Genomic DNA, 19812 nt, shown 5'->3' on the forward strand with positions numbered 1-19812 from the left:
GAGGTTACCTCACTATCTGGTAGGGGAAACAAAGCGAGAGGCGGGTTTATGCCCGACAACGAGAGCGATCTCCTGATGCAGGTCGCCAGGACGCTCCGTCGGCGCTGGTCGGCGGCGTACGCGCCGATGGGTCTGACGCCACACCAGGCCCGCGCGCTCCGCGTGGCCGGCGAGCACGACGGTCTCCGGCTGTCGGCCATCGCGGACGCGTTGCGGATCAGCGCCCGGTCGGCCACGGAAGTGGTGGACGCGCTCGAGGAAGCTGATCTGGTCACGCGACGGCCCGACCCGACCGACCGCCGCGCGATTCTCGTGGCGGTGACCGCGCTGGGCAAGCGGACTCTCGCAACCTTGACTGCCGCCCGGACGAAGGACGCCGACGATTTCTTCGGACGACTCACCGACGATGAGCGCGCTTCGCTGCGCGACATTCTCGGCAAGCTCGTCGCCGGGGGGTGAGGAGCAGATCCACCCGATCCGGCGCTGAGCGCGGAACGTCGAGCGGTGTTGACCTACCGGTGATTTCATGTCGTCGTGACGGATGAGGGACTATCGACCCGTCAACGGTCAGATGCCGGCGGGTTCGTGGGGCGGAAACAGCGCTGCAGTGCCGTGCGGAGCGCCTGTCGGTCCGCGCTGTCCGGGCACGGGGATGCGGTTGCCCATGCGACATAGCAGTCCGGGCGCAGGAGCAGGGCGGTGGGTGATCCGGGTTGGGGGCGTGCGGTGACGATGTCGAGTTGGTCGTGCCACTCGGGCAGCGTTTCCGCCAACCCCGTGTTCCCGGTCAGGTCGAGCAGCAGTGGCCGTGCGGTCCTGGTCAGCTCGGCCAGCCGGACGGTCCCGTTCGGGGTGGTCAATTCCATGTCCGGCGCGAACCGGCCGATGAGCGGGTGGGTATCGGGTCCGCCCGTGTCGTAGCGGATGTCGGCGCCTGCGGTGAGGGCGGCGAGACGCTGCACGGTGTCCTGGTCGCGTAGTAGTTCGGTGAACAGTTCGCGCAGGGCGGTGACGTCGCTGCCCGGGGCGATCAGCGCGGATTGTGCTTGGGCGTAGGTGACCATGCGGGAGGCGGCTTGCCGACGTTCGGCCTCGTAGCTGTCGAGTAGGTCGGTCGGGGCGTTGCCGCGGATGTCGGCGGCGAGTTTCCAGCCGAGGTTGGCCGCGTCCTGCAGGCCGAGATTGAGCCCAGGGCCGCCTCCTGCAGTGTAGATGTGGGCGGCGTCGCCGATCAGGAACACGCGGCGGTCTCGGAATCGGTCGGCGATTCGGGTGTTGCCACCGCTGAGCCGGCGCAGCACGTGCGGTTCCTGGCCGGAGGGCGCGCCGAGTGGGATGTCGGCGGCGAGTACGCGGTCGACGCTGGCCCGAAGCTCGTCGAGGCTCATGGGAGCGTCGGTCTCGGGCTGGTCCCACTCGATGGTGCTGATGAGCGGCGAATGACCGGGGAACGGCGCGTAGGAGAAGCCCCCGTGCTCGGTGCGCAGTGGCAGGAATGGTTGGACGGTTCCGTAGCCGGGCACGGTCAGGACGCCGGTTGTGGGGTCCACCCAGTCGGCCGGGACGGTGGCGTGTGCCGCCCGGCTGGTCGCGCGGTCGTAGGTGACACCGGGGAATCCGATGCCGGACAGCTTGCGGGTGACGCTGTGCGCCCCGTCCGCGCCGACGAGATAGCGGGCCCGCAGGCGGTAGGTTCCGTCCGGGCCCGCGACGTCTACGGTGACCATGTCGTCGTCTTGTGCCAGGCCGACGACCTCGTGTCCGCGCCGGATCGCCGCGCCGAGTTCGACAGCACGCTGTTCCAGGACCTGTGCGATGTGGTGCTGCGGCGCCGCCAGCCCGAAGACCGGGCTGTCGTCGAGCAGGCTCAGGTCCAGGGCCATCGCGGCGAACATGAAGTAGGTGGAGTTCGGTTGCGGCGGCGCCGGGCTGCCGCTGAGCCGCTCGTACAAACCCCGCCTGTCGACCAGTTGCACGACCTGGCCGAGCAGCCCGTTGGCTTTCGGTTCCTCGCTCGGTTCGGGTAGTCGCTCCAGCACGATCGGCCGGATCCCGGCCAGGCTCAGCTCGCAGGCCAGCATCAGCCCGTTCGGGCCGGCTCCGCTGATCACAACATCGACGGTCATCGGTGATTTCTCCTTCATCGGGATGGAAAGACGCGCAGCTCGCGCTCGACTTCGTCCAGGTCGACGCGCGCACGGGAGATCGTGCCGCCCCTGCCTCTCATCGACCTGGTTCCTGTCGGTCGGGGATGAGGAGGCCAGACTAGAGGACAAAAGTGCGTGCACGCAATTTTGCGTGTGCGCAAAGTCGATGGAATACTGAAGCGGTGACGACACGACGGGCAGGGTTGCGCGAGCAGAAGAAGCGGGCCACCCGGGAGGCGCTGTGCGAGGCGGCACTTCGGCTTGCGCTCGAGCGCGGGCCGGACAACGTGCGCGTGGACGACATCGCCGAGGCCGCCGGCGTCTCACCCAGGACCTACAACAACTACTTCTCCAGTCGAGAACAGGCGATCGTCGCTGCCATCACCACGGAACGGGAAACACGGGTCGCGGCGGCAGTGGCAGCTCGGCCCGCCGCCCGACTCGCCGATGCCGTCATCGACGCGATCGTGGATCAGTACACCGCTCAGGACGAATCCGGTCGTGACGCGCTGCTCCTGATCGCCGGCCATCCCGCGCTGCGTGACGCCTTCGTCCATACCTCCACCGCGATGGAACATCCTCTCGCCGACGCGATCGCGGCCCGCCTCGGCGACATCGACCCGCACACCGCCCGCGTGCTCGCGGCCAGCGTGACCGCCGCGGTTCGCGTCACCCTCGAACGATGGCTCCAACCGGCCCCCGTGAGCAGCGGACTCGTCGTGCCATCCGGCGCGTTACCGGAGCTGCTCCGCGCCGGACTCGCACCACTCGCCCCCGCACTCGATGCCGCCGAGAAACGACCACACCGCTGACATTCGTGCACCGCGAAACCCGTGCCCGCGGCCTGATCTGCGCCGATACCGGACTGCTGCGATGGCGGGCCGGCGACATCCGGCACCGACCCATCCCGGATCTCCACCCGCACTACCCGGTCATGGTTTACCGAGTCGATTTGTCGCGCAGAGAAATCGATCCTGAACCGGGCCGCAGGGCAAAACTCTAGGTCGCCATCGCGTCGGCTGGCAGGCGGACCAGGCCGAGGTGATCGCATCGGCGGATCAGCGGTGTGAGGATGCGATCGGCTTCGCTCGCGCGGTCGGCCCGGCGCAGGGCGCTGCCGAGCAGGAACCCGGCACGCAGCGCGGCCAGCGGCCTGCGCTGCACATCTATCCCGGCGACCAAGTTCTCGGCGCGCTCGATCGCCGACCGGGGCCGACCCGTCGCCAGCAACACGCGGATCGCGGAGTCCTCATCGAATTCATCGATGGTAGTGGCGGTTCCGTTGTCACGCCGGATCGTGCGCGCGCTCGTCAGTGCCGCCGCCACGGTGGGATCGAGTTCGACGCCGAGACGTACCCGCTCGTTGCGGACCCGGGCGGCCAGGCGCGGCAGATCCAAGAGTTCGGCGTGGGACATGCCCTCGTCGAGGAGTTCCAGCGCGCCGTCCCGGTCGCCGCGCAGGGCTCGTACCCGCGCACCGGTCGCGTAGGTGGCGAGCATGATGTCCACTCCGCCGCCGCCTTCGGCGGACAGTTCCCTGCTCTGCTCCAGTAGATCCGCCGCGATATCGAAATCACCGGTCTCATAACGTAATTCGCCCAGCAAAGCGCACGCGAGGCGAGTCGCGTGGGCGGCGGCGCCCATGGTCGTGCGTGCGGTGTCGAGCGCGGTCGTGAACAGGTCGTCGGCGCCGATGATGTCGAGCTGTTCGCGGGCGGCCACACCCGCGAAACAGCGCCCGTACACCGACAGGAACGGGCCGGTCGCCTCGTGATACGGCGCTGCCCAGAGCTGCCACCGGCGCGCCTCGGCGAAGTCGAAACGCTGGATCGCCGCGAAGCTGGCGATATTGGCCGCCACTCCGGGGATCCGTGGGGAGAAGTCGTCGGGCCGGGCCAGCGCGTCACCGATCAGACCGTCGAGCTCGGATACGCGGTCACCGAACATCTCCCGGACGCTGATCGCCACGTCCGCTTCCGCGCGCAGATCGGTGCGCTCGGGCTCGGCGGGTGGGGCCGCGGCCAGCGCGGTCTCGAAGCGGGCGAGGGAGGACGCGGTGGCCGCGGGTCTGCGCAGCACCAGGTTGACCCAGACGCCGAACAGCTGGATACGGGGCCTCGCCCGGCACACCCTGGCGGGTAGTTTTGCCAGAATGCCCTGCAGCATCACCATTTTCGACAGCTCCAGCAGGTAACCCGCGCCCTGTTCGACGAGATCGGCCGCGCGTTCGGGGTTCTGCGCGGCCAGCGCTTGGTCGACCGCGTCGTTGAGCAGGTGATGGTGCGCGAACCAGTCGGCGGCTCGCAGCCGCAGACCCGCGATCTCGCCCGGGCGGTCCTGGGCGAGCCTGCGGCACAGATAACCAGCGAACAACTGGTGGTAGCGGTACCAGTGGTGGTCGGGGCCGGTGGGCAGCAGGAACAAACCGCGGTCGGCGAGATCGGCGAGGAGGTCGGCGGCGTCGGTGCGGCCGGTCAGGGCGGTGGCCAGTCCGCCGCAGATCCGCTCGCAGATCGAGGTCGTCATGAGGAATTCGAGGGTGTCCGGATCCAGTGCGCCGAGTACGTTCTCGGCCAGGAACGCCCCGATGTCGGGGTGCGCGGCGAGGCTGTCGAGCAAGTGCGCCGGGTCCTCACCCGCGCGCAGCGACAGCACCGTCAGCTGTAGTGCCGCGACCCAGCCGTCGGTGGCGCCTGCCAGCGCGGCCACCTCGTCGGCGGCCAAGTGCACACCGCCGGCTTCGGCGAGGAACGCGTGTACTTCGTCGGGATTGAAACGTAGTGTCGTGGCGTCGATTTCGGCGAGCTCACCGTGGATGCGCAACCTGCTCAACGGCAGGTCGAGCCGCTCGGTGCTCGTGACGACGAGGGGCAGATGGTGACACCCGTGCTCGAGCAGGAACCGGACCGCGTCCACCGAGGCGGGGGCGGTGACCCGTTGCCAGTCGTCGAGTATCAGCGTCACCCGCCGGTCGTCGGCGTGCAGACCGTCGACGAGTGCGGTCAGCACGGCGCGGGTCGGATCGTCGGGGTTGGCTTCCAGCAGCCGGTCGAGATCGTCGGCGAGCACGGGGACGGCGGGCCGGATCGCCTCGGCGAGGTGGGTGAGGAACCAGGAGACATTGTCGTCGTCCTCGTCGACGGTCAGCCACGCGACTGCGGCGCCGTGCTCGACCAGCTCGTCGTGCCATTGGGCGGCCACCGTGGTCTTGCCGAATCCGCTGGGCGCGTGGATGGCGGTGAGCCGGGTGCGTTCGGTGGTGCGCAAGTGCTCGAGCAGGCGCTTTCTGGCGAGAGTCGCCCGCGCCGGAGTCGGCGGGCGATACTTCGTGGCGGGTGTGGGAGGCGCGGTGGTGCGGTCGCGGGCCCGGGCCGCCGGTGCGATCGGCACCGCGACGGGGCGCTGGGTATCCGGGACCCGGAGGACATCGACGGGGCTGCCGGTGCTGCGCTGGGCCGCAACCAGTTCCGCGCCGAAGGCGGCGGCGCTGTCGGGCCGGTCGGCGGGGTCGGTCGCCATCGCGTGCTCGATGGCGGCTCTGACCTCGTCGGGCACATCCTGGCCGGTGAGATCGGGACCGGGCTGCGCGGAGACTCGCAGGAACTGTGACAACACCTGCTCTCCGACGCGCCGCTCGTAGGCGACATGTCCGGTGAGTGCGCAGAACAGCGTGGCGCCCAGACCGTACACGTCGGCGGCGGCGGTGGCTTGCGCGCCGCGCAGGACCTCCGGCGCGGCGAAAGCGGGGGAGCCGGTGACGATTCCGGTCGTCGTGTGGAACCCGCCCTGGATCCGGGCGATCCCGAAGTCGGTGAGTTCGGGTTCGTCGTAGTCGCTGAGCAGGATGTTGGACGGTTTCACGTCACGATGCAGGATCCCGGCCCGGTGCGCGGTCTCGAGGGCGCCCGCCATCTTCACGCCCAACCGCAGTGTCGCTGCCCAGTCCAGCGGGCCGACGGCGTGGATACGTTGTTCCAACGACCCGCGTGCGTGATAGGGCATCACCAGGTAGGGGTGCCCGCCGTGGGTGGTGCCCGCTTGGAAGACCGCGACGATGTAGGGATGACCGGACAGCCTGCCCATCGCCTGCTGTTCGCGCACGAAGCGCTGCAATCCGTCGGGGTCGAGTTCGGCGGTCAGTACCTTCACCGCGACCACGCGGTCCAGATCGGGCTGGACGCAGCGGTAGACCACACCGAAACCGCCGCGTCCGATCTCCTGGGCGTCCTCGAAGCCCTCGGCGGTCAGTTCCGCCGCGATCCCGGTGGCCGAGCTGCGCTGCGTCGGCAAGTTTTCGGCCATTCAGGCTCGATTCGGTGCGACCTCGTGGCGGTGCGCTGGTGCGCCGCCCTCTACCGAGGATAGCCCCGGAACCCATCGTGTTCGACGACGTCAGGCGCGTTTCCGGTGTCGGCGAAACCCCCGGTGTTCGCGCTGCGGGCGGGCGGCTCAGGCCCGCTTGTGCGGCGGGTCGACGAAGATGTCGTATTCCAGCCCGTCGGCGCCTCCGTAGGGCGAGAGATCGGTGACGCCTTCGGCACGGAGCACGTCGACGTCGAGGAAGGTGTTTCCGGTGACCGATCGTGCGTCCTTGCGCAGGAGCGCCACCGCGGCGTCGGCCATGATTTGCGGGGTACGGGCTTTGGCGATCGCGTCGTCGCCGCCGAGGAGGTTCTGCACCGCGGCGGTGGCGATCAGGGTCTCGGGCCACAGGCAGTTGCCTGCGATGCCGTGTTCGGCGTATTCGGCTGCCCAGCCCAGCGTCAGGAGCGACATCCCGTACTTGGCGAGCATGTACGCGGGGTAGGCGCCGAGCCATTCGGGTGCGAGATTCAGCGGCGGCGACAGGCTGAGGATGTGGGCGTTGTCGCTGCGGCGCAGGTGCGGCAGGCAGGCGCTCGAGAGCAGGTAGGTGCCGCGCAGCTGGATCTGCTGCATCAGGTCGAACCGCTTGATGGGCAGTTCCTCGGTGGGGGCGAGGGCGATCGCCGAGGCGTTGTTCACGCAGTAGTCGATGCCGCCGAAACGCTCGACCGCGCGGGCCACCGCGTCGGTTACCGAGGCTTCGTCGCGCACATCGCCCACCACGGCGAGTGCCTGTCCGCCTGCGGCTTCGATCTCGGCGGCGGCGGTGTGGACGGTGCCCGGCAGTCGGGGGTCGGGCGTATCGGTCTTGGCGAGCAGCACGATGTTGGCGCCTTCGCGGGCGGCGGCGACGGCGATCGCCAGCCCGATGCCGCGGCTGCCGCCCGACATGATCATGGTGCGCCCGGTCAGCGGGAACGAGGAGGTCGTGGATGTGGTCGTGGTCATACCGTGCGACGTTACAGTTTTCTGACAGTCGCGGCAATAGTGAAATATGTAGACTCGGTCTCGTGAAATCCGCTGCTACCGGCTTCGACGCACGGGTCCGTCCGGTGTCGGCCCGTTCGGCGGTGATCCGGATTCTGATAGCGGCCGAGTCGCCGACGACCACCTCGAGTGAAATCTGCGCTGCCACCACCGCCGTCGGCTATCCGGAGACAACGGTGCGTGTCGCGGTGTCGCGGATGGTGGCCGCGGGCGAGCTGATCCGCGAACAGCGCGCCTACACGCTCGACCCCGCCTTGCGCGCCCGCCGGACCGAACTCACCGCCCCGCCCGTTCGGCCCTGGGACGGCGACTGGGAGCAGGTCGTCATCACCGCCGCCGGACGGCCGTCGGCCGAGCGTGCGGCCCTGCGCGCCAGGCTGCTCTCGCTTCGCCTGGCAGAACTTCGCGAGGGAGTCTGGCTGCGACCGGCCAACCTCGTCCGCGAGCTGCCCGCGGACCTGGCTACCACCACGCTCCATTTCCGACTCCGGCCGGTCGAGAACGCTGCCGACCTCACCGCCGAACTGTGGTCGCTGGCCGATTGGTCGGCGCGGGGGCGCGCCCTGCTCGACGACATCGAAAACCCTGACCCGGCAGCAAGATTCGCGGTGGTATGCGCCGCGCTCGACCTGCTCACCACCGACCCCGCCCTTCCTGCGGCGCTGCAACCCGACGACTGGCCGGTCGACGATCTCCGGGCACAGACCTCGGCCTATCTCGCCTGGATCAGACAACTCGACCTGTAAGCCGTCCCGGCGCCGCAGGTCAGGAGAGGACGACTGCGCGGGCGCCGTTCTCGCCGGCGCAGTAGTCGACGGCCTTGGCGAGGTCGCCGAAATCGAAGGTCTCGGTGACCAACCGGTCGTCAGGTCGCGTCGTCCACGGTGGTCTCGGCCGACCTGCGACGGCTTCGCCGGGGCTCGCGGGGAGCCTCGGGGATCCCCAGTTGCGCGCAGGTCAGCAGGGCCACTTCGATGTCGAGCCTGCGCTCGCCGAGCGGATGTCCGAGCAGCTCTTCGGCTTTGCGCACCCGGTAGTGGACGGTGTTCTTGTGGACGTGCAGCCGCGCGGCGGCGTCGGTGTAGCTGCCACGGGCGTCGAGGAACGCGCGGACGGTCTCGCGTAACCGCGCTGCTGTCTCGTCCGTGCCCAGCAGTGCGCCGAGCACACGCTCGGCCCACACCCGCATCTCGGGCACCCGGTCGGCGAACAGGGCGGTCAACGCCACGTCGGAATGGACGGTGAGTCCGTGCTCTCGCCTGGTCAGGGCGACGGCGCGGGCTTGTTGCGCGTCGAGGAAGGTCTGGCGGAATCCTTCGAGGCCGGTAGCCGGATCGCCCAGGGTGATCGACAGATTCGGATGGGCCCGCAGATCGTGGGCGAGTTGTTCGGTGTCGAGCACGGGTCGGGCCACCGAGGAGATCCACACCCACCGGTTGTGATCGTCGACCTCGACGGTCATCGGCGTCTTGCCGGTCGCGGCCGCCAGCAGGGCGGTGCCCGCGCGCAGCGACGCGCGGGGATCGCGGGTTCCCGGTGGTGTCCACAGCGTCGCGAACTGGTGCCAGCCACGCAGGGAGGCCGACAGCATCTGCTCGGCCGAGCCCACGTCCAGATCATCGGCGTCGACGACGGCGCGCACCTGTGCGGCACGGGCGGCGTCGGTGCGCGCGTCCCAGCGGCGGCGCTCGCTCTCGTAGATATCGATCAGGCCCTCGATCACCTGGTCGATATAGCTGTTGACCAGGTAGGCGATGCGGGCCGCGGTGGCCATCGCCACGTCGGTGGGCGGATTCAGTTCGGCCAGCAGCGTCATCGTCCACTGGACGAACATGTTCTCGCCGAGCCGGTAGGCGCGCAGCAGTGCCTCCAGCGACAGATCGTGCTGGGCGAAGCGGCGGGCGTATTCGGCGGCGGCGGGCGGCACGGTGATGTCGTCGAGGCCGATGGCCAGCGTGAGTATGTCCAAGATCGCGGACAGGTTGGACTCCGTGCTGGCCACCATCAGCCTGCGCACTTCGTCGTCGTGCCGGAATTCGGGGATGACCTCGGTGAACATCGTGGTCATCCTCGGTGACAGGTGGTCCAGGTCGGCTTTGATCCGGCCCGCCACCGCACGCACCAGTGGATCGTTGTCGTGGGCCATGGCCGCAGACAGTACCCCCGACGCTCACCTGTGTGGCGCTGTTTGTGCCCGTGGCACAACACGTCGGCGCAACGCTGGGCTGCGGGCCCGTAGTCGGCGCCTGATTCGCGTCCTACCGTGAGTGATGTAACTCAGATCACATTCGCCACCGGTGAGGAATCATGCGACACATCGCCGAATTGCCCGAGGTCAGAGCCGCTGCCGACCCGCACGGACCCTGCATCGCCGACGACACCGTCACACTGTCCAATGCGCAGTTCCATGCTCGGGTCGATGCCGCTGCGTCGGTCCTGCATCGTGAGGGCGTGCGGTCCGACGACGTCGTCGCGGTGGTGCTGCCCAACCGCGTAGACCTCGTGGTGGCCCTGTTCGCGGCCTGGCGACTCGGTGCGGCCGTCACTCCGGTGAATCCGGGGCTCACCGACGACGACATCCGGTACCAGGTCGAAGACTCCGGCGCCGCCGTTGTCCTCGGCGAATCCGGCAGGCCCGCAATCACTCTCGACATCACGGAATTGGCCGAGCACGCCGGTCCCGTCGCCGCCGCGTCCTCTGACGATCTCGCCCTGATCATCTACACCAGCGGCACCACGGGCAGGCCCAAGGGTGTGCTGCTCGGTCACGAGAACCTCGCCGCCATGTGCGCGATGATCATCGACTCGCTCGGCCTGAACGAGACCGACCACAGCCTGCTGATCCTGCCGCTGTTCCACGTCAACGGCATCGTGGTCAGCGTGCTGTCGCCACTGCTGGCGGGCGGACGCACCACCATCGCCGGAAAGTTCTCCGCCTCAGGCTTTTTCGGCACGGTCGAGCGGGTCCGGCCCACCTATTTCTCGGCGGTGCCCGCCATCTACGCGATGCTGGTGGCCCAGCCCGACGGTCCTCGGCCCGACAACTCCTCGTTGCGCTTGGCGATCTGCGGTGCCGCGCCGATGCCCGCCGAGCTCATCGCCCGGTTCGAGCAGCGCTTCGGTGTGCCGATCGTCGAGGGCTACGGTCTGTCCGAGGGGACCTGTGCGTCGACTCTCAATCCCGTAGCGGGCCAACGGAAGCCGGGGACTGTCGGGATCCCGTTGCCCGGTCAGACCGTAGCGATCATGGATGTCGGCGGCGCGTTGTCGGCGCCCGGCGAACCCGGCGAAGTCGTCATTCGCGGAGCGAACGTGATGCGCGGCTACCTCGGCAGGCCGACGGAGACGGCGAAAACCGTCGTGGACGGCTGGCTGCACACCGGCGACGTCGGCTACTTCGACGCCGACGGCTATCTGGTTCTGGTCGACCGGATCAAGGACATGATCATCCGGGCGGGCGAGAACCTGTACCCCAAGGAAATCGAGAACGCGCTCTACCGTCATCCCGCTGTTCACGAAGCCGCGGTAGTCGGTGTGCCCGACGCCGTGCTGGGCGAGGTGCCGGTCGCCCACGTGGTGCCCGCGCCGCAGGCCACGGTCACCGTCGAAGAGCTGATCGAACACTGCCGCGTGGAACTCGCGGCGTTCAAGGTTCCCGCCGCGATCGTGTTGACCGCGGAGATGCCACGCAATCCGGTCGGCAAGATCGACAAGAAGCAGCTGCGGCTCTCGGCCGCGCGCACCTGAGCGGTTGTGCACCGCAATCCACTTCGAACGAAAGACACCCCTTTCGGTCGCGGTCACTCGCGCCCGGAAGCCGGAAGAAAGGGATCGAGCCATGGGATTCAAGACGGGAGACTTCCCGCCGGTGGACACCGAGACATTCTTGGATCTGCCGCTGCGCGAACGTATACGGACGCTGGCACTGCACTGGGCGGAATACGGATTCGGTACGCCGAAGATGATCCACACCGTGTATCTCGCGAAAGTGCTCGTGCTCTACATCGTCGGCGGCATCGCGATCGCGACGGCGACGTCGGGCACCGGACCGTTCTGGGATGTGGCGCAGTGGTGGAACCAACCGGTGGTCTACCAGAAGCTGGTCCTGTGGACGGTGCTGCTCGAAGCCCTCGGCGTCGCGGGCTCCTGGGGACCGCTGGCGGGCAAGTTCAAGCCGATGACCGGCGGCATCCTGTACTTCGCCCGACGGGGAAGTATCCGATTGCGGCCCTGGTATCGGGTGCCGTTCACCAACGGTGACTCGCGCACCGCCCTCGACGTGGTCCTGTATCTGGGCTTTCTCGCGTCGCTGGTGATCGCCCTGGTCGCACCGGGCCGGACCACCGCCGCACTGCTGGAAGCGTTGCCGGACAACACCTCCGGGCTGGTCAGGCCGGTGCTGTTGATCGCGCCGATCGTGCTCTACATCCTGTGCGGGCTGCGGGACAAGACGATCTTCCTGGCGGCTCGCGGCGAGCAGTATCTGCCCGCGCTGCTGTTCTTCGCGGTGTTGCCGTTCACCGACATGATCATCGCGGCCAAGCTGCTGATCGTGATCGTGTGGGTCGGCGCGGGAGTTTCGAAGTTCGGCAAGCACTTCACCAATGTGGTGCCCCCGATGGTGTCCAACAGCCCGTCGATGCCGTTCCGGTCGATCAAACGCGCCCACTACCGCGACTTTCCGCGCGATATCCGCCCGTCGCGGGTGGCGGCGTTCATGGCCCATGTCGGTGGTACCGCCGTGGAGGTGCTCACCCCGATCGTGTTGCTGTTCTCGACGAACCACTGGCTCACGTTGGCCGGTGTCGCGATGATGGTCATCTTCCACCTGTTCATCACCTCCACCTTCCCGCTGGCCGTGCCGCTGGAGTGGAACATCCTGTTCGCCTACCTCACCGTGTTCCTGTTCCTCGGGTTCCCGAACTCGGACGGGTACGGGGTATTCGACATGTCGTCGCCGTGGCTGACGGTGGCGATCGCGGCCGGGCTCGCCTTCTTCCCTGTGCTGGGTAACCTGCGTCCCGACCTGGTGTCGTTCCTGCCGTCCATGCGTCAGTACGCCGGCAACTGGGCCTCGGCGCTGTGGGCCTTCGCGCCGGGGGCCGAGGCGAAGCTCAACACCATCGCGCACCGCCCCGCCGACAACCAGGTCGACCAGCTGCTGGCCATGGGCTACCCGCCCGCGGTCGCCGAGATCACCATGCAGCAGACCATCGCCTGGCGTTCCATGCACAGTCAGGGCCGCGGCCTGTTCTCCCTGCTGTACAAGCACCTTCCCGACATCGATCGCTGGACCGTGCGCGAAGCCGAGTTCGCCTGCAACTCGCTGATCGGCTTCAACTTCGGCGACGGCCACCTGCACAACCTGGACCTGATCGACGCGGTGCAGGCACGGGTCGGCTTCGCTCCGGGAGAATGGATCGTGGTGTGGGTGGAGTCGCAGCCGGTACACAAGAGCACGCAGCAATACATGGTGGTCGACGCGGCGCTGGGCGTCATCGAACGCGGAACATGGGAGGTGGCCGACGCGGTCGAGGCGTTGCCGTGGCTGCCGGACGGTCCCATCGCGCACACCGTGACCTGGCGGCGTGAAGACGTCACCGCACCGCGGCAGGGTGTGGTGGCTCCGGCCGAATAGCCGAGCACCGGACGATATCTCGACCAAGAGAAAGGCACGTCGATGACAACGGCGACAGTGGTCGGCAGCGGCCCCAACGGGCTGGCCGCGGCCATCACCCTGGCCCGCGCGGGCGTGGAGGTGACGGTTCTCGAAGCGGCCGACACGATCGGCGGCGGCACCCGCTCGAGCGAGGCGATCCTGCCCGGTCTGCTGCACGACCACTGCTCGGCCATCCACCCGATGGCCGTGGGCTCGCCGTTCCTGCGGCGCATCGACCTGGAACGGTACGGATTGCGGTGGGCGTGGTCGGAACTCGACTGCGTCCACCCCCTCGACGACGGCACCGCCGGTGTGCTGCACCGCTCGGTCACCGAGACCGCCACGGGCCTCGGCGCCGATGAACGGCTGTGGCGCACGCTGTTCGAACGCCCGGTCGCCGGCTACGACGTGTTCGATGCCGACATCATGCGCCCGCTGCTGCGCGTTCCTCGCCATCCGATCCGACTGGCGCGCTTCGGCATTCCGGCGACCGCACCCGCCACACTGCTCGCGCGAGCTTTCCGAACCGAAGCGGGACGGGCCTTGTTCGGCGGCGTCGCCGCACACGCCTTCCAACCCCTCGAACGCCCGTTGAGCGCCAGCGTCGGGCTCGGCATCCTGACGGCGGGACACCGATACGGCTGGGCGGTCGCGGTCGGCGGATCCCAGCGGATCGCCGACAGCATGGTCGCGGTACTGGCCGACCACGGCGGAAAGGTCGAGACCGGCGTCCGCGTGCGCTCGGTCGCCGACCTACCGCCGTCCGACATCACCATCTGGGACCTCGCCCCGACATCGGTCGCGGAGATCCTCGGTGACCGACTCCCCACTCGAATCGCGCGCGCCTACCACCGATTCCGCTACGGCCCCGGCGCTTTCAAGGTCGACTTCGCCGTCGACGGCGGTATCCCATGGACCGCCGAGGCCGCCCACCGCGCGGGCACAGTGCACCTGGGCGGCTCCTTCGCCGAGATCGCCGCGGGCGAACGTGACATCCACGCCGGCCGAATGCCTCAGCGCCCCTTCGTCCTGGTCGGCCAGCAATACCTCGCCGACCCTCAGCGATCGGCAGGATCGGTTCACCCCGTCTGGACCTACGCCCACGTCCCCAACGGCTACACCGGCGACGCCACCGCAGCGATCATCGCCCAGATCGAACGCTTCGCACCCGGCTTCCGAGACCGCGTAGTCGGCCTGACCACCCGCACCACCACAGAATTCGCCGACTACAACCCCAACTACGTCGGCGGCAACATCATGACCGGCGCCAAGAACATCCCGCAGCTGGTCTTCGGCCCCCGAAAAACCCTGCAGCCCTACGACACCGGCCTCCCAGGCCACTACCTGTGCTCGGCGGCGACCCCGCCCGGCCCCGGCGCGCACGGCATGTGCGGTGCCAACGCCGCCGAACGAGCACTGCGACGGCTGAGGTAACCAATATTCGAGGACCGACAATGGTGGCTGACCCATCACGTATGCCACCACCAGCGGTGCCCGAACGTCGGCTCATGGCGATGAGCGCGAGGTTTGCAGGGGTACTCGGAGAGTATGTCTGAGCAGCAACTGGTTAGCCGCCCAGAAACTCGAGACGGTTGCCCACCGGGTCGGTTGTGTGGAATCGGCGGCGGCCGGGAATCTCGGCGGGATCAGCCCAGTGGACTTCGTGTCCAGCCGCCGTGACCGCGGACGCGAGGGCGTCCACGTCAACGATGAAGGCGGGATGAGCTTTGCGCGCAGGATGGAAGGGTTCCTCGACGCCCACGTGCAATTCCCCATCCGGGCCGCCCACTCCCGGAACCGTGAACCAGCAGCCGCCTCGGGCAGCGAGCAGCGGAGGTTTGGGGAGTTCGGCCCAGCCGAGGACACCGGTGTAGAACGACCGCATGCGACCTTCGGCGCCTGGCGGACAAGCGACTTGTACGTGGTGAATCACGGATCCCCTCCTGACATCTCTTGCAGGACAAGCGTACTGCTTGCCGTCATCCAGCGCCTGGAGGAACATCCGAACCGCCACGTCAGAACGCACTCAATGCCGATCATGTAGGGGGACGACCGACTGTGTACCCGTCGTGCTCGGCTTCCGGACGGCGTGCTCCTTGGAGCGAAAATGCTCCAGTGAGTCTTCAGTCTGTACGAACAGCTCCACCGGCCACTCACCGAAATGTATCGATGAACGGTAGGACGCCGATGAACCATGCATCAATACGGTGATATCCAGATCAGAAGTCGCCGTAGCCATTCCGAGAGCCACGCTGCCGCCTAGCCACGCTGCCCGAGTCTGCGGAAAGTCTCGCGGGACCAGCAGCCGTGCTACTTCAACCCCGTCGATCGCCACCGGGCATGTCTGTCATCGTGTCGGCTCTGCGACGATTCCCCCGCGATCTAGTGGTCCAGCGTTTCGTCATTTCGTCAGTCCGAGCAGTGCGGCGGTGAGCCCGTAGTCGGGGCCGAAGTCGTGCATGTTTCCGGAGCGGCAGCCATCGGACTTCATCTGGATCCGCTCACAGAACACGCTGACGATCTCGCCGGAGAGGGCGGTGCCGATCAGGGCGTGTATGCGCACGAAGCCCTCCTGCTTGTTCATGGCGCCGTCGATGTTCTGCATGAGCAGCGGCACCACGTCGACGATCTCGACCATCGCACCGGAGTTGGCGCGCAACTGGTTGGTCACGGTGGTCAGGCCGGTCAGCGAGGCGGCCAGTTCTTCCTGATGCCCGGCGAAGGTCGTCGAGGTGTTGTTCAGGAACTGGTTGAGCTGATCGAGGGTGGCCTGCAGACCGGGCGCCTGGTCGGCGAGCAGCCCCGACATGGCGGTCACCCGGTCGCTGAAGTCGCGCACCGACTGATCGTTGTCGGCCAGCATCGTCGTGAGCTCGTTGAGCTTGATGATGATGTTGGCGATGGCGTCCTTGTTGTCGACACCGACCTTCAGCGCACCCGAGAGCGCGTCGAGGGTTTCGCGGATCTTCTGACCGTTGCCGTTGAGCACCGGGTAGAGCACCCGGCCCGACAGCGGGCCCAGACCCTCCTGGCCGGGTTCGGGCTTGAGCGAGGCGGCGAACTGGTCGATGGTCTTGATCATCGTGTCCAGCTCGACCGGGGTCCTGGTGCGTGCCTTGGGCAGGTGATCGCCGGACTTCAGTGTCTCACCGCCGGTGAACGGCGGGCTCACCTCGATGTGGCGATCGGTGACGATCGAGGGCGAAATGATCGCCGCGATCGCGTCTTTCGGGACCTTGACGCCGGCGTCGATGGTCATGTGGACCTCGACATAGGTGCCCTTGGGCACGATCTTGTCGACCTTGCCGACCGCGAGACCGAGGACCATGATCTCGTTGCCCTCGTACATGCCGGCGATGTTCTCGAAGTCGGCGGTGATCTTGGTCGAGCGGCCGAGCGGGTCGTTCACCTGGCCGGGTATGGAACAACTGACGATCGCGATGGACGCCGCTGCCAGGCCCAGAGGGCGGAAGGATCTGTACACGGTGCTGCGCAGGTACCTCATTGGTTCCATCTATTTGTTGTCAGTGTCGGTGAGTGGTGGTCGCGGCCCCAAAGCTGTGGCGATGGACGGTCCGTCGAAACTGCTGGGCAGTCCGTGTCCTGGAACCAGGGTGTGGGCGTGCACCGTTGCGAGAGTCGTAGCGGTGTCGTAGGTGAGTGCTTCGTCGTGATTGAACACCGCCGGTAGCAACTGGGGGCCGACGTGAGGTAGCAGCGGATGCCCGGTGACGAGTGCGTCTCCGGAGAACAGCACGCCTTCGGCGGGAAGGAGGTAGGCGGTGTGGCCGCTGGTGTGCCCGGGGGTGGGTATCGCGACGAGTCCGCCGGGCAGTGCCGCCAGGGTGGCGGGCTCGACCGCCTCAGCTTGTGGGATGGCCGTGCCGATGTGGCCGTGGACCGCGCGCAGGGTGTGTGCGACCCAACGGCGGCCGCGGCGGGTGGCGAGTTGTTCGAGCATTCCGATCGGCGTGATCTGTTGCAGGTATTCGCGTTTGGCGTGGCGCACTTCCTCGGCGCCGGTGTAGACCGGCATGCCGAACTGCTCGATGAGCGCCGGGATCGCACCGATGTGGTCGAGATGGGCATGGGTGATCAGCACGGCCCGAACATCGGCAAGCCGACCGCCGATCTGCCGGACAGAACCGAGCACGTCGGCGGCGTCAGCGGGGTATCCGGCGTCTATCACGGTGATCCCGGAATCGTCGCTGATCAGTGCCCAGTTGACGTTGGTGCCGGCTACGACATGGACGGAGTCGGAAACCTGATCGATTTTCATCTCGGGCCTACTTCTGGATGTCGTGTTCGATGATGCCGATGCCGTCGATTTCCAGGCGCAGATGGTCGCCGGGGGCGAGCCAGCGGCCCAGTTCCATCCCACTTCCACCGGGCAAGGTGCCGGTCGACAGCAGTTCGCCGGGGTAGAGCTGTTCGCTGCAGGACACGTGCGCGATGGCTTGGGCCATCGAGTACCGGGCATTGTGTGTTCCGGTGCGCGCCACTGTCTCTCCGTTGATCGTGACCGTGGCGGTCAATCGGTCGAGCCGATCGATGAGCGCGGGCCCGGCGGCCGCGGTCGCCGACATCGAGGTGAGGAAGTGTTTGGATCGTTGCGGTCCGAACCCCGAACGCATTTCGGCGAGTTGGACGTCGCGGGCGGAGAAGTCGTTGATCACCACCACTGCGGCGATCGCGGCGGCCGCCTGTTCGACGGTGGCGTCGCGCAGCGGAACACCGAGCACGACGCCGAGTTCGAGTTCGAAATCCAGTGCCCGCGTGTAGTTCGGGGCAGCAACCGGCAACCCGGAGGGGACGATGGTCAAGGCGTTGGACATGTAGTAGATCGGCTGCCGGTACCAGAGCGCGTGCGGCCGGAACGGCGGGAAAGTGCGCCGGGTCAGTGTCTCGTACGCGGTGGCGACGCGGGAGCCCGCAGGCAAGAATCGGCGGGCCAGACCGCGCGCGGCGTCGACGGCGTGCCTTTCGAAGATCATGAAATCGCGGAACGAGGCCGGGCACACCGGCAGGACGAGGGCCCCGTCGTCCAGCCCGAGGGCGTCGTAGCGCGCTAGCTCGAAATCGAGGGTAAAGGCGGGCTCGATCCTCGGGAACCCCTGGCTACCATCGGATTCGGACTCGGTGCGCCATCCCGTGCCATATTCGATCTGGGTATCGATTCGGTGTGTGTTGCGATCGAGGATGCGCCGCATCCGAGGGATCGCCGCAGTGGCCCGATCGTGTGGGTGGGTCATGCGGTGACCTCGACGCCCACACGTAGGTGATCGCGAAGGAATTTCGTCGACAGTGCTGTCCACTGCTCGGCGTGGCCCATGGCACAGTGGTCGTCCTCGGCATAGAGCACCAATTGCGCGTCCGGTGCGGCGATGGCGATGTCGATCGAGTCCTGGGTGGAGGCAAGGGTGTCGCGGGCGCCGTTGATCACCAACAGTGGGATGTCGATCCGGCGATAGTGCTGGGCGAGTGAGAATGTCGCCAATTTGCTCGACAAGTCGGCAGGGCCTCGAGCACCAAGGGTCGAGACCAGTGCGGAGACCATGATCTCGGGCATGCCGATCGAGTTGAGCAGCCCGAAACTGCGGTCAGCGAGCGGGCCGTTGGACACTGCTACCGTCAGCCTCGGGTCGACGGCGGCCATCCGCGTCGACCAGTAGGCTCCGAAACTGAAGCCCAGCATGCCGATCCGTTGCGCATCCAGGCGCGGGTCAGCGCACAGGTGATCGATGACGGTCGAGTAGATGGTCTCGGCGTCGATGCTCAGCGGCTCGGTATACGAGTAGGTGCCGGGCATCTCCATCACGAATACGCCCATGCCGGCGTCACGCCGCGACAACAGCGGCAGTAGCGCTTCGGCGATGGTGCCTTCCAGCCCGTTGGTGACAAGGATCGTCGGTACCGACTCCACACCGGCTGGAAGCATCAGCATTCCACGCACAGTCTGAGCGCCGACCGGAATTCGCACCATTTCGATACGCACTCCCATCGCGGTGTCGAGCGAACCCAGCAGCACTTCGCACAGCCGGTGCGAGCGCTCGTAGGCGACGAGCCTGGCCGGGCTGAACCCCGGCCAGGCGGCGATGAACTCGTACACCAACGCCTTGATCAGCCCGTCGATCGCGATCGCGGCATCGGCGGCGTCGGGATGAGCCGCACAGAATCGGTCGACTGCCTCGGGATCGGCCACCGGCCCTCGGTCGGCCAGGATCGTTACCGCTGGTGAGAGCAACTCGCCAAGAGCATGCAGGTCCAATGGCGCGGCGGGGTCGAGCAGTTGGTCGGTCGACGGCCCGCCCAGGCGCAGCAACGCCGTGTCGGCCCGCGCGAAGTGTTGGCGAGCGAAGTCTTGCCAGTACCCGGTCCAGCGGGTGTCGTCGAAGGACCGGCAACCGTGCAGCTGACGCTGGAATTCCTCGGTGTCGATCCCGCCGAGGTGGGTGAACCTCTCGGCGAACAACCGGGGCAGGAATCCCGCCACGCCGACCCGCCGGGCCGCACGCTCGGTGGTGTGAGTCATCGCGCGAGCGCTGATGAGCACTCGTTTGCCGATCTCCCGCACTGACGTCATCGTTGTGCCTCTCGATCTCTAATCGCAGATGTTTCTGCTTTTGTGAGCGTAGGCACAGCGATAGCCAAAAG

The 19812-nt window shown here is 67.5% G+C and carries 15 protein-coding genes; 6 read left to right on the forward strand and 9 right to left on the reverse strand.

What is annotated here, in order from left to right; genetic code table 11:
* Positions 1 to 48 precede the first annotated feature (48 nt).
* A complete protein-coding gene (locus ACFVVI_RS23525; protein ID WP_378989646.1) occupies positions 49 to 459 on the forward strand; it encodes a MarR family winged helix-turn-helix transcriptional regulator in 411 nt (136 codons plus the stop codon).
* Between the two features lie 101 nt (positions 460 to 560).
* Here ACFVVI_RS23525 and ACFVVI_RS23530 read toward each other — a convergent pair whose 3' ends face one another.
* Positions 561 to 2126 carry an FAD-dependent monooxygenase gene (locus ACFVVI_RS23530; RefSeq protein WP_387446835.1) on the reverse strand — a complete coding sequence of 522 codons (1566 nt, stop codon included), beginning with the start codon at positions 2124 to 2126 and terminating at the stop codon, positions 561 to 563.
* Positions 2127 to 2329: 203 nt separating this feature from the next.
* Here ACFVVI_RS23530 and ACFVVI_RS23535 point away from each other — a divergent pair, with 203 nt between their 5' ends.
* The gene (locus tag ACFVVI_RS23535) at positions 2330 to 2959 is read left to right on the forward strand and encodes a TetR/AcrR family transcriptional regulator (RefSeq protein ID WP_378989648.1); all 630 of its coding nucleotides are present in this window, start codon (positions 2330 to 2332) and stop codon (positions 2957 to 2959) included.
* 187 nt (positions 2960 to 3146) lie between these two features.
* On the opposite strand, the gene ACFVVI_RS23540 is transcribed toward ACFVVI_RS23535, so the two are convergent.
* Both ACFVVI_RS23540 and ACFVVI_RS23545 read right to left on the reverse strand, forming a co-directional pair.
* Positions 3147 to 6449, reverse strand: coding sequence for a protein kinase (locus ACFVVI_RS23540; protein WP_387446837.1), 3303 nt, complete (start codon positions 6447 to 6449; stop codon positions 3147 to 3149).
* A gap of 147 nt (positions 6450 to 6596) precedes the next feature.
* A complete protein-coding gene (locus ACFVVI_RS23545) occupies positions 6597 to 7460 on the reverse strand; it encodes an SDR family oxidoreductase (protein WP_387446838.1) in 864 nt (287 codons plus the stop codon).
* Between the two features lie 62 nt (positions 7461 to 7522).
* Between ACFVVI_RS23545 and ACFVVI_RS23550 the strand changes: the two genes are divergently transcribed.
* Positions 7523 to 8245 (forward strand): PaaX domain-containing protein, C- domain protein, encoded by a 723-nt coding sequence (locus ACFVVI_RS23550; protein WP_378989652.1) that lies wholly within the window; start codon positions 7523 to 7525, stop codon positions 8243 to 8245.
* 119 nt (positions 8246 to 8364) lie between these two features.
* Here the strand turns inward: ACFVVI_RS23550 and ACFVVI_RS23555 are convergent, their stop codons facing one another.
* Positions 8365 to 9645: a PucR family transcriptional regulator gene (locus ACFVVI_RS23555; RefSeq protein WP_387446840.1), complete on the reverse strand. Its 1281-nt coding sequence runs from the start codon at positions 9643 to 9645 to the stop codon at positions 8365 to 8367.
* 161 nt (positions 9646 to 9806) lie between these two features.
* On the opposite strand from ACFVVI_RS23555, the gene ACFVVI_RS23560 reads away from it, so the two are divergent.
* The 3 genes from ACFVVI_RS23560 (at position 9807) to ACFVVI_RS23570 (ending at position 14592) form a co-directional block, all read left to right on the forward strand.
* Positions 9807 to 11246 carry a class I adenylate-forming enzyme family protein gene (locus ACFVVI_RS23560; protein WP_387446842.1) on the forward strand — a complete coding sequence of 480 codons (1440 nt, stop codon included), beginning with the start codon at positions 9807 to 9809 and terminating at the stop codon, positions 11244 to 11246.
* A gap of 91 nt (positions 11247 to 11337) precedes the next feature.
* Positions 11338 to 13137 (forward strand): DUF3556 domain-containing protein, encoded by a 1800-nt coding sequence (locus ACFVVI_RS23565; protein ID WP_387446843.1) that lies wholly within the window; start codon positions 11338 to 11340, stop codon positions 13135 to 13137.
* Positions 13138 to 13179: 42 nt separating this feature from the next.
* Positions 13180 to 14592 (forward strand): phytoene desaturase family protein, encoded by a 1413-nt coding sequence (locus tag ACFVVI_RS23570; protein WP_387446844.1) that lies wholly within the window; start codon positions 13180 to 13182, stop codon positions 14590 to 14592.
* A gap of 133 nt (positions 14593 to 14725) precedes the next feature.
* Here the strand turns inward: ACFVVI_RS23570 and ACFVVI_RS23575 are convergent, their stop codons facing one another.
* The 5 genes from ACFVVI_RS23575 to ACFVVI_RS23595 form a co-directional block, all read right to left on the reverse strand.
* Positions 14726 to 15043: a VOC family protein gene (locus tag ACFVVI_RS23575; protein ID WP_387446846.1), complete on the reverse strand. Its 318-nt coding sequence runs from the start codon at positions 15041 to 15043 to the stop codon at positions 14726 to 14728.
* 516 nt (positions 15044 to 15559) lie between these two features.
* Positions 15560 to 16663 carry an MCE family protein gene (locus ACFVVI_RS23580; RefSeq protein WP_387447022.1) on the reverse strand — a complete coding sequence of 368 codons (1104 nt, stop codon included), beginning with the start codon at positions 16661 to 16663 and terminating at the stop codon, positions 15560 to 15562.
* Positions 16664 to 16672: 9 nt separating this feature from the next.
* Positions 16673 to 17437 carry an MBL fold metallo-hydrolase gene (locus ACFVVI_RS23585; protein ID WP_387446847.1) on the reverse strand — a complete coding sequence of 255 codons (765 nt, stop codon included), beginning with the start codon at positions 17435 to 17437 and terminating at the stop codon, positions 16673 to 16675.
* A 7-nt stretch (positions 17438 to 17444) separates the two neighbouring features.
* Complete coding sequence (locus ACFVVI_RS23590; protein ID WP_387446849.1) at positions 17445 to 18410, reverse strand: fumarylacetoacetate hydrolase family protein; 966 nt, start codon at positions 18408 to 18410, stop codon at positions 17445 to 17447.
* Complete coding sequence (locus ACFVVI_RS23595; RefSeq protein ID WP_387446851.1) at positions 18407 to 19741, reverse strand: alpha/beta hydrolase family protein; 1335 nt, start codon at positions 19739 to 19741, stop codon at positions 18407 to 18409. Before ACFVVI_RS23595 ends, ACFVVI_RS23590 begins: the two co-directional genes overlap by 4 nt.
* Between the last annotated feature and the right edge of the window lie 71 nt (positions 19742 to 19812).

This window comes from Nocardia sp. NPDC058114 (genome assembly GCF_042884695.1).
Lineage (GTDB): Bacteria > Actinomycetota > Actinomycetes > Mycobacteriales > Mycobacteriaceae > Nocardia.

Coding starts and splice junctions, on each gene's coding strand:
- ACFVVI_RS23595 (WP_387446851.1), bottom strand. CDS start 19,741: ATGACGTCAGTGCGGGAGATCGGCAAACGAGTGCTCATCAGCGCTCGC.
- ACFVVI_RS23560 (WP_387446842.1), top strand. CDS start 9,807: ATGCGACACATCGCCGAATTGCCCGAGGTCAGAGCCGCTGCCGACCCG.
- ACFVVI_RS23565 (WP_387446843.1), top strand. CDS start 11,338: ATGGGATTCAAGACGGGAGACTTCCCGCCGGTGGACACCGAGACATTC.
- ACFVVI_RS23555 (WP_387446840.1), bottom strand. CDS start 9,645: ATGGCCCACGACAACGATCCACTGGTGCGTGCGGTGGCGGGCCGGATC.
- ACFVVI_RS23590 (WP_387446849.1), bottom strand. CDS start 18,410: ATGACCCACCCACACGATCGGGCCACTGCGGCGATCCCTCGGATGCGG.
- ACFVVI_RS23525 (WP_378989646.1), top strand. CDS start 49: ATGCCCGACAACGAGAGCGATCTCCTGATGCAGGTCGCCAGGACGCTC.
- ACFVVI_RS23530 (WP_387446835.1), bottom strand. CDS start 2,126: ATGACCGTCGATGTTGTGATCAGCGGAGCCGGCCCGAACGGGCTGATG.
- ACFVVI_RS23575 (WP_387446846.1), bottom strand. CDS start 15,043: ATGCGGTCGTTCTACACCGGTGTCCTCGGCTGGGCCGAACTCCCCAAA.
- ACFVVI_RS23570 (WP_387446844.1), top strand. CDS start 13,180: ATGACAACGGCGACAGTGGTCGGCAGCGGCCCCAACGGGCTGGCCGCG.
- ACFVVI_RS23545 (WP_387446838.1), bottom strand. CDS start 7,460: ATGACCACGACCACATCCACGACCTCCTCGTTCCCGCTGACCGGGCGC.
- ACFVVI_RS23585 (WP_387446847.1), bottom strand. CDS start 17,437: ATGAAAATCGATCAGGTTTCCGACTCCGTCCATGTCGTAGCCGGCACC.
- ACFVVI_RS23540 (WP_387446837.1), bottom strand. CDS start 6,449: ATGGCCGAAAACTTGCCGACGCAGCGCAGCTCGGCCACCGGGATCGCG.
- ACFVVI_RS23580 (WP_387447022.1), bottom strand. CDS start 16,663: ATGAGGTACCTGCGCAGCACCGTGTACAGATCCTTCCGCCCTCTGGGC.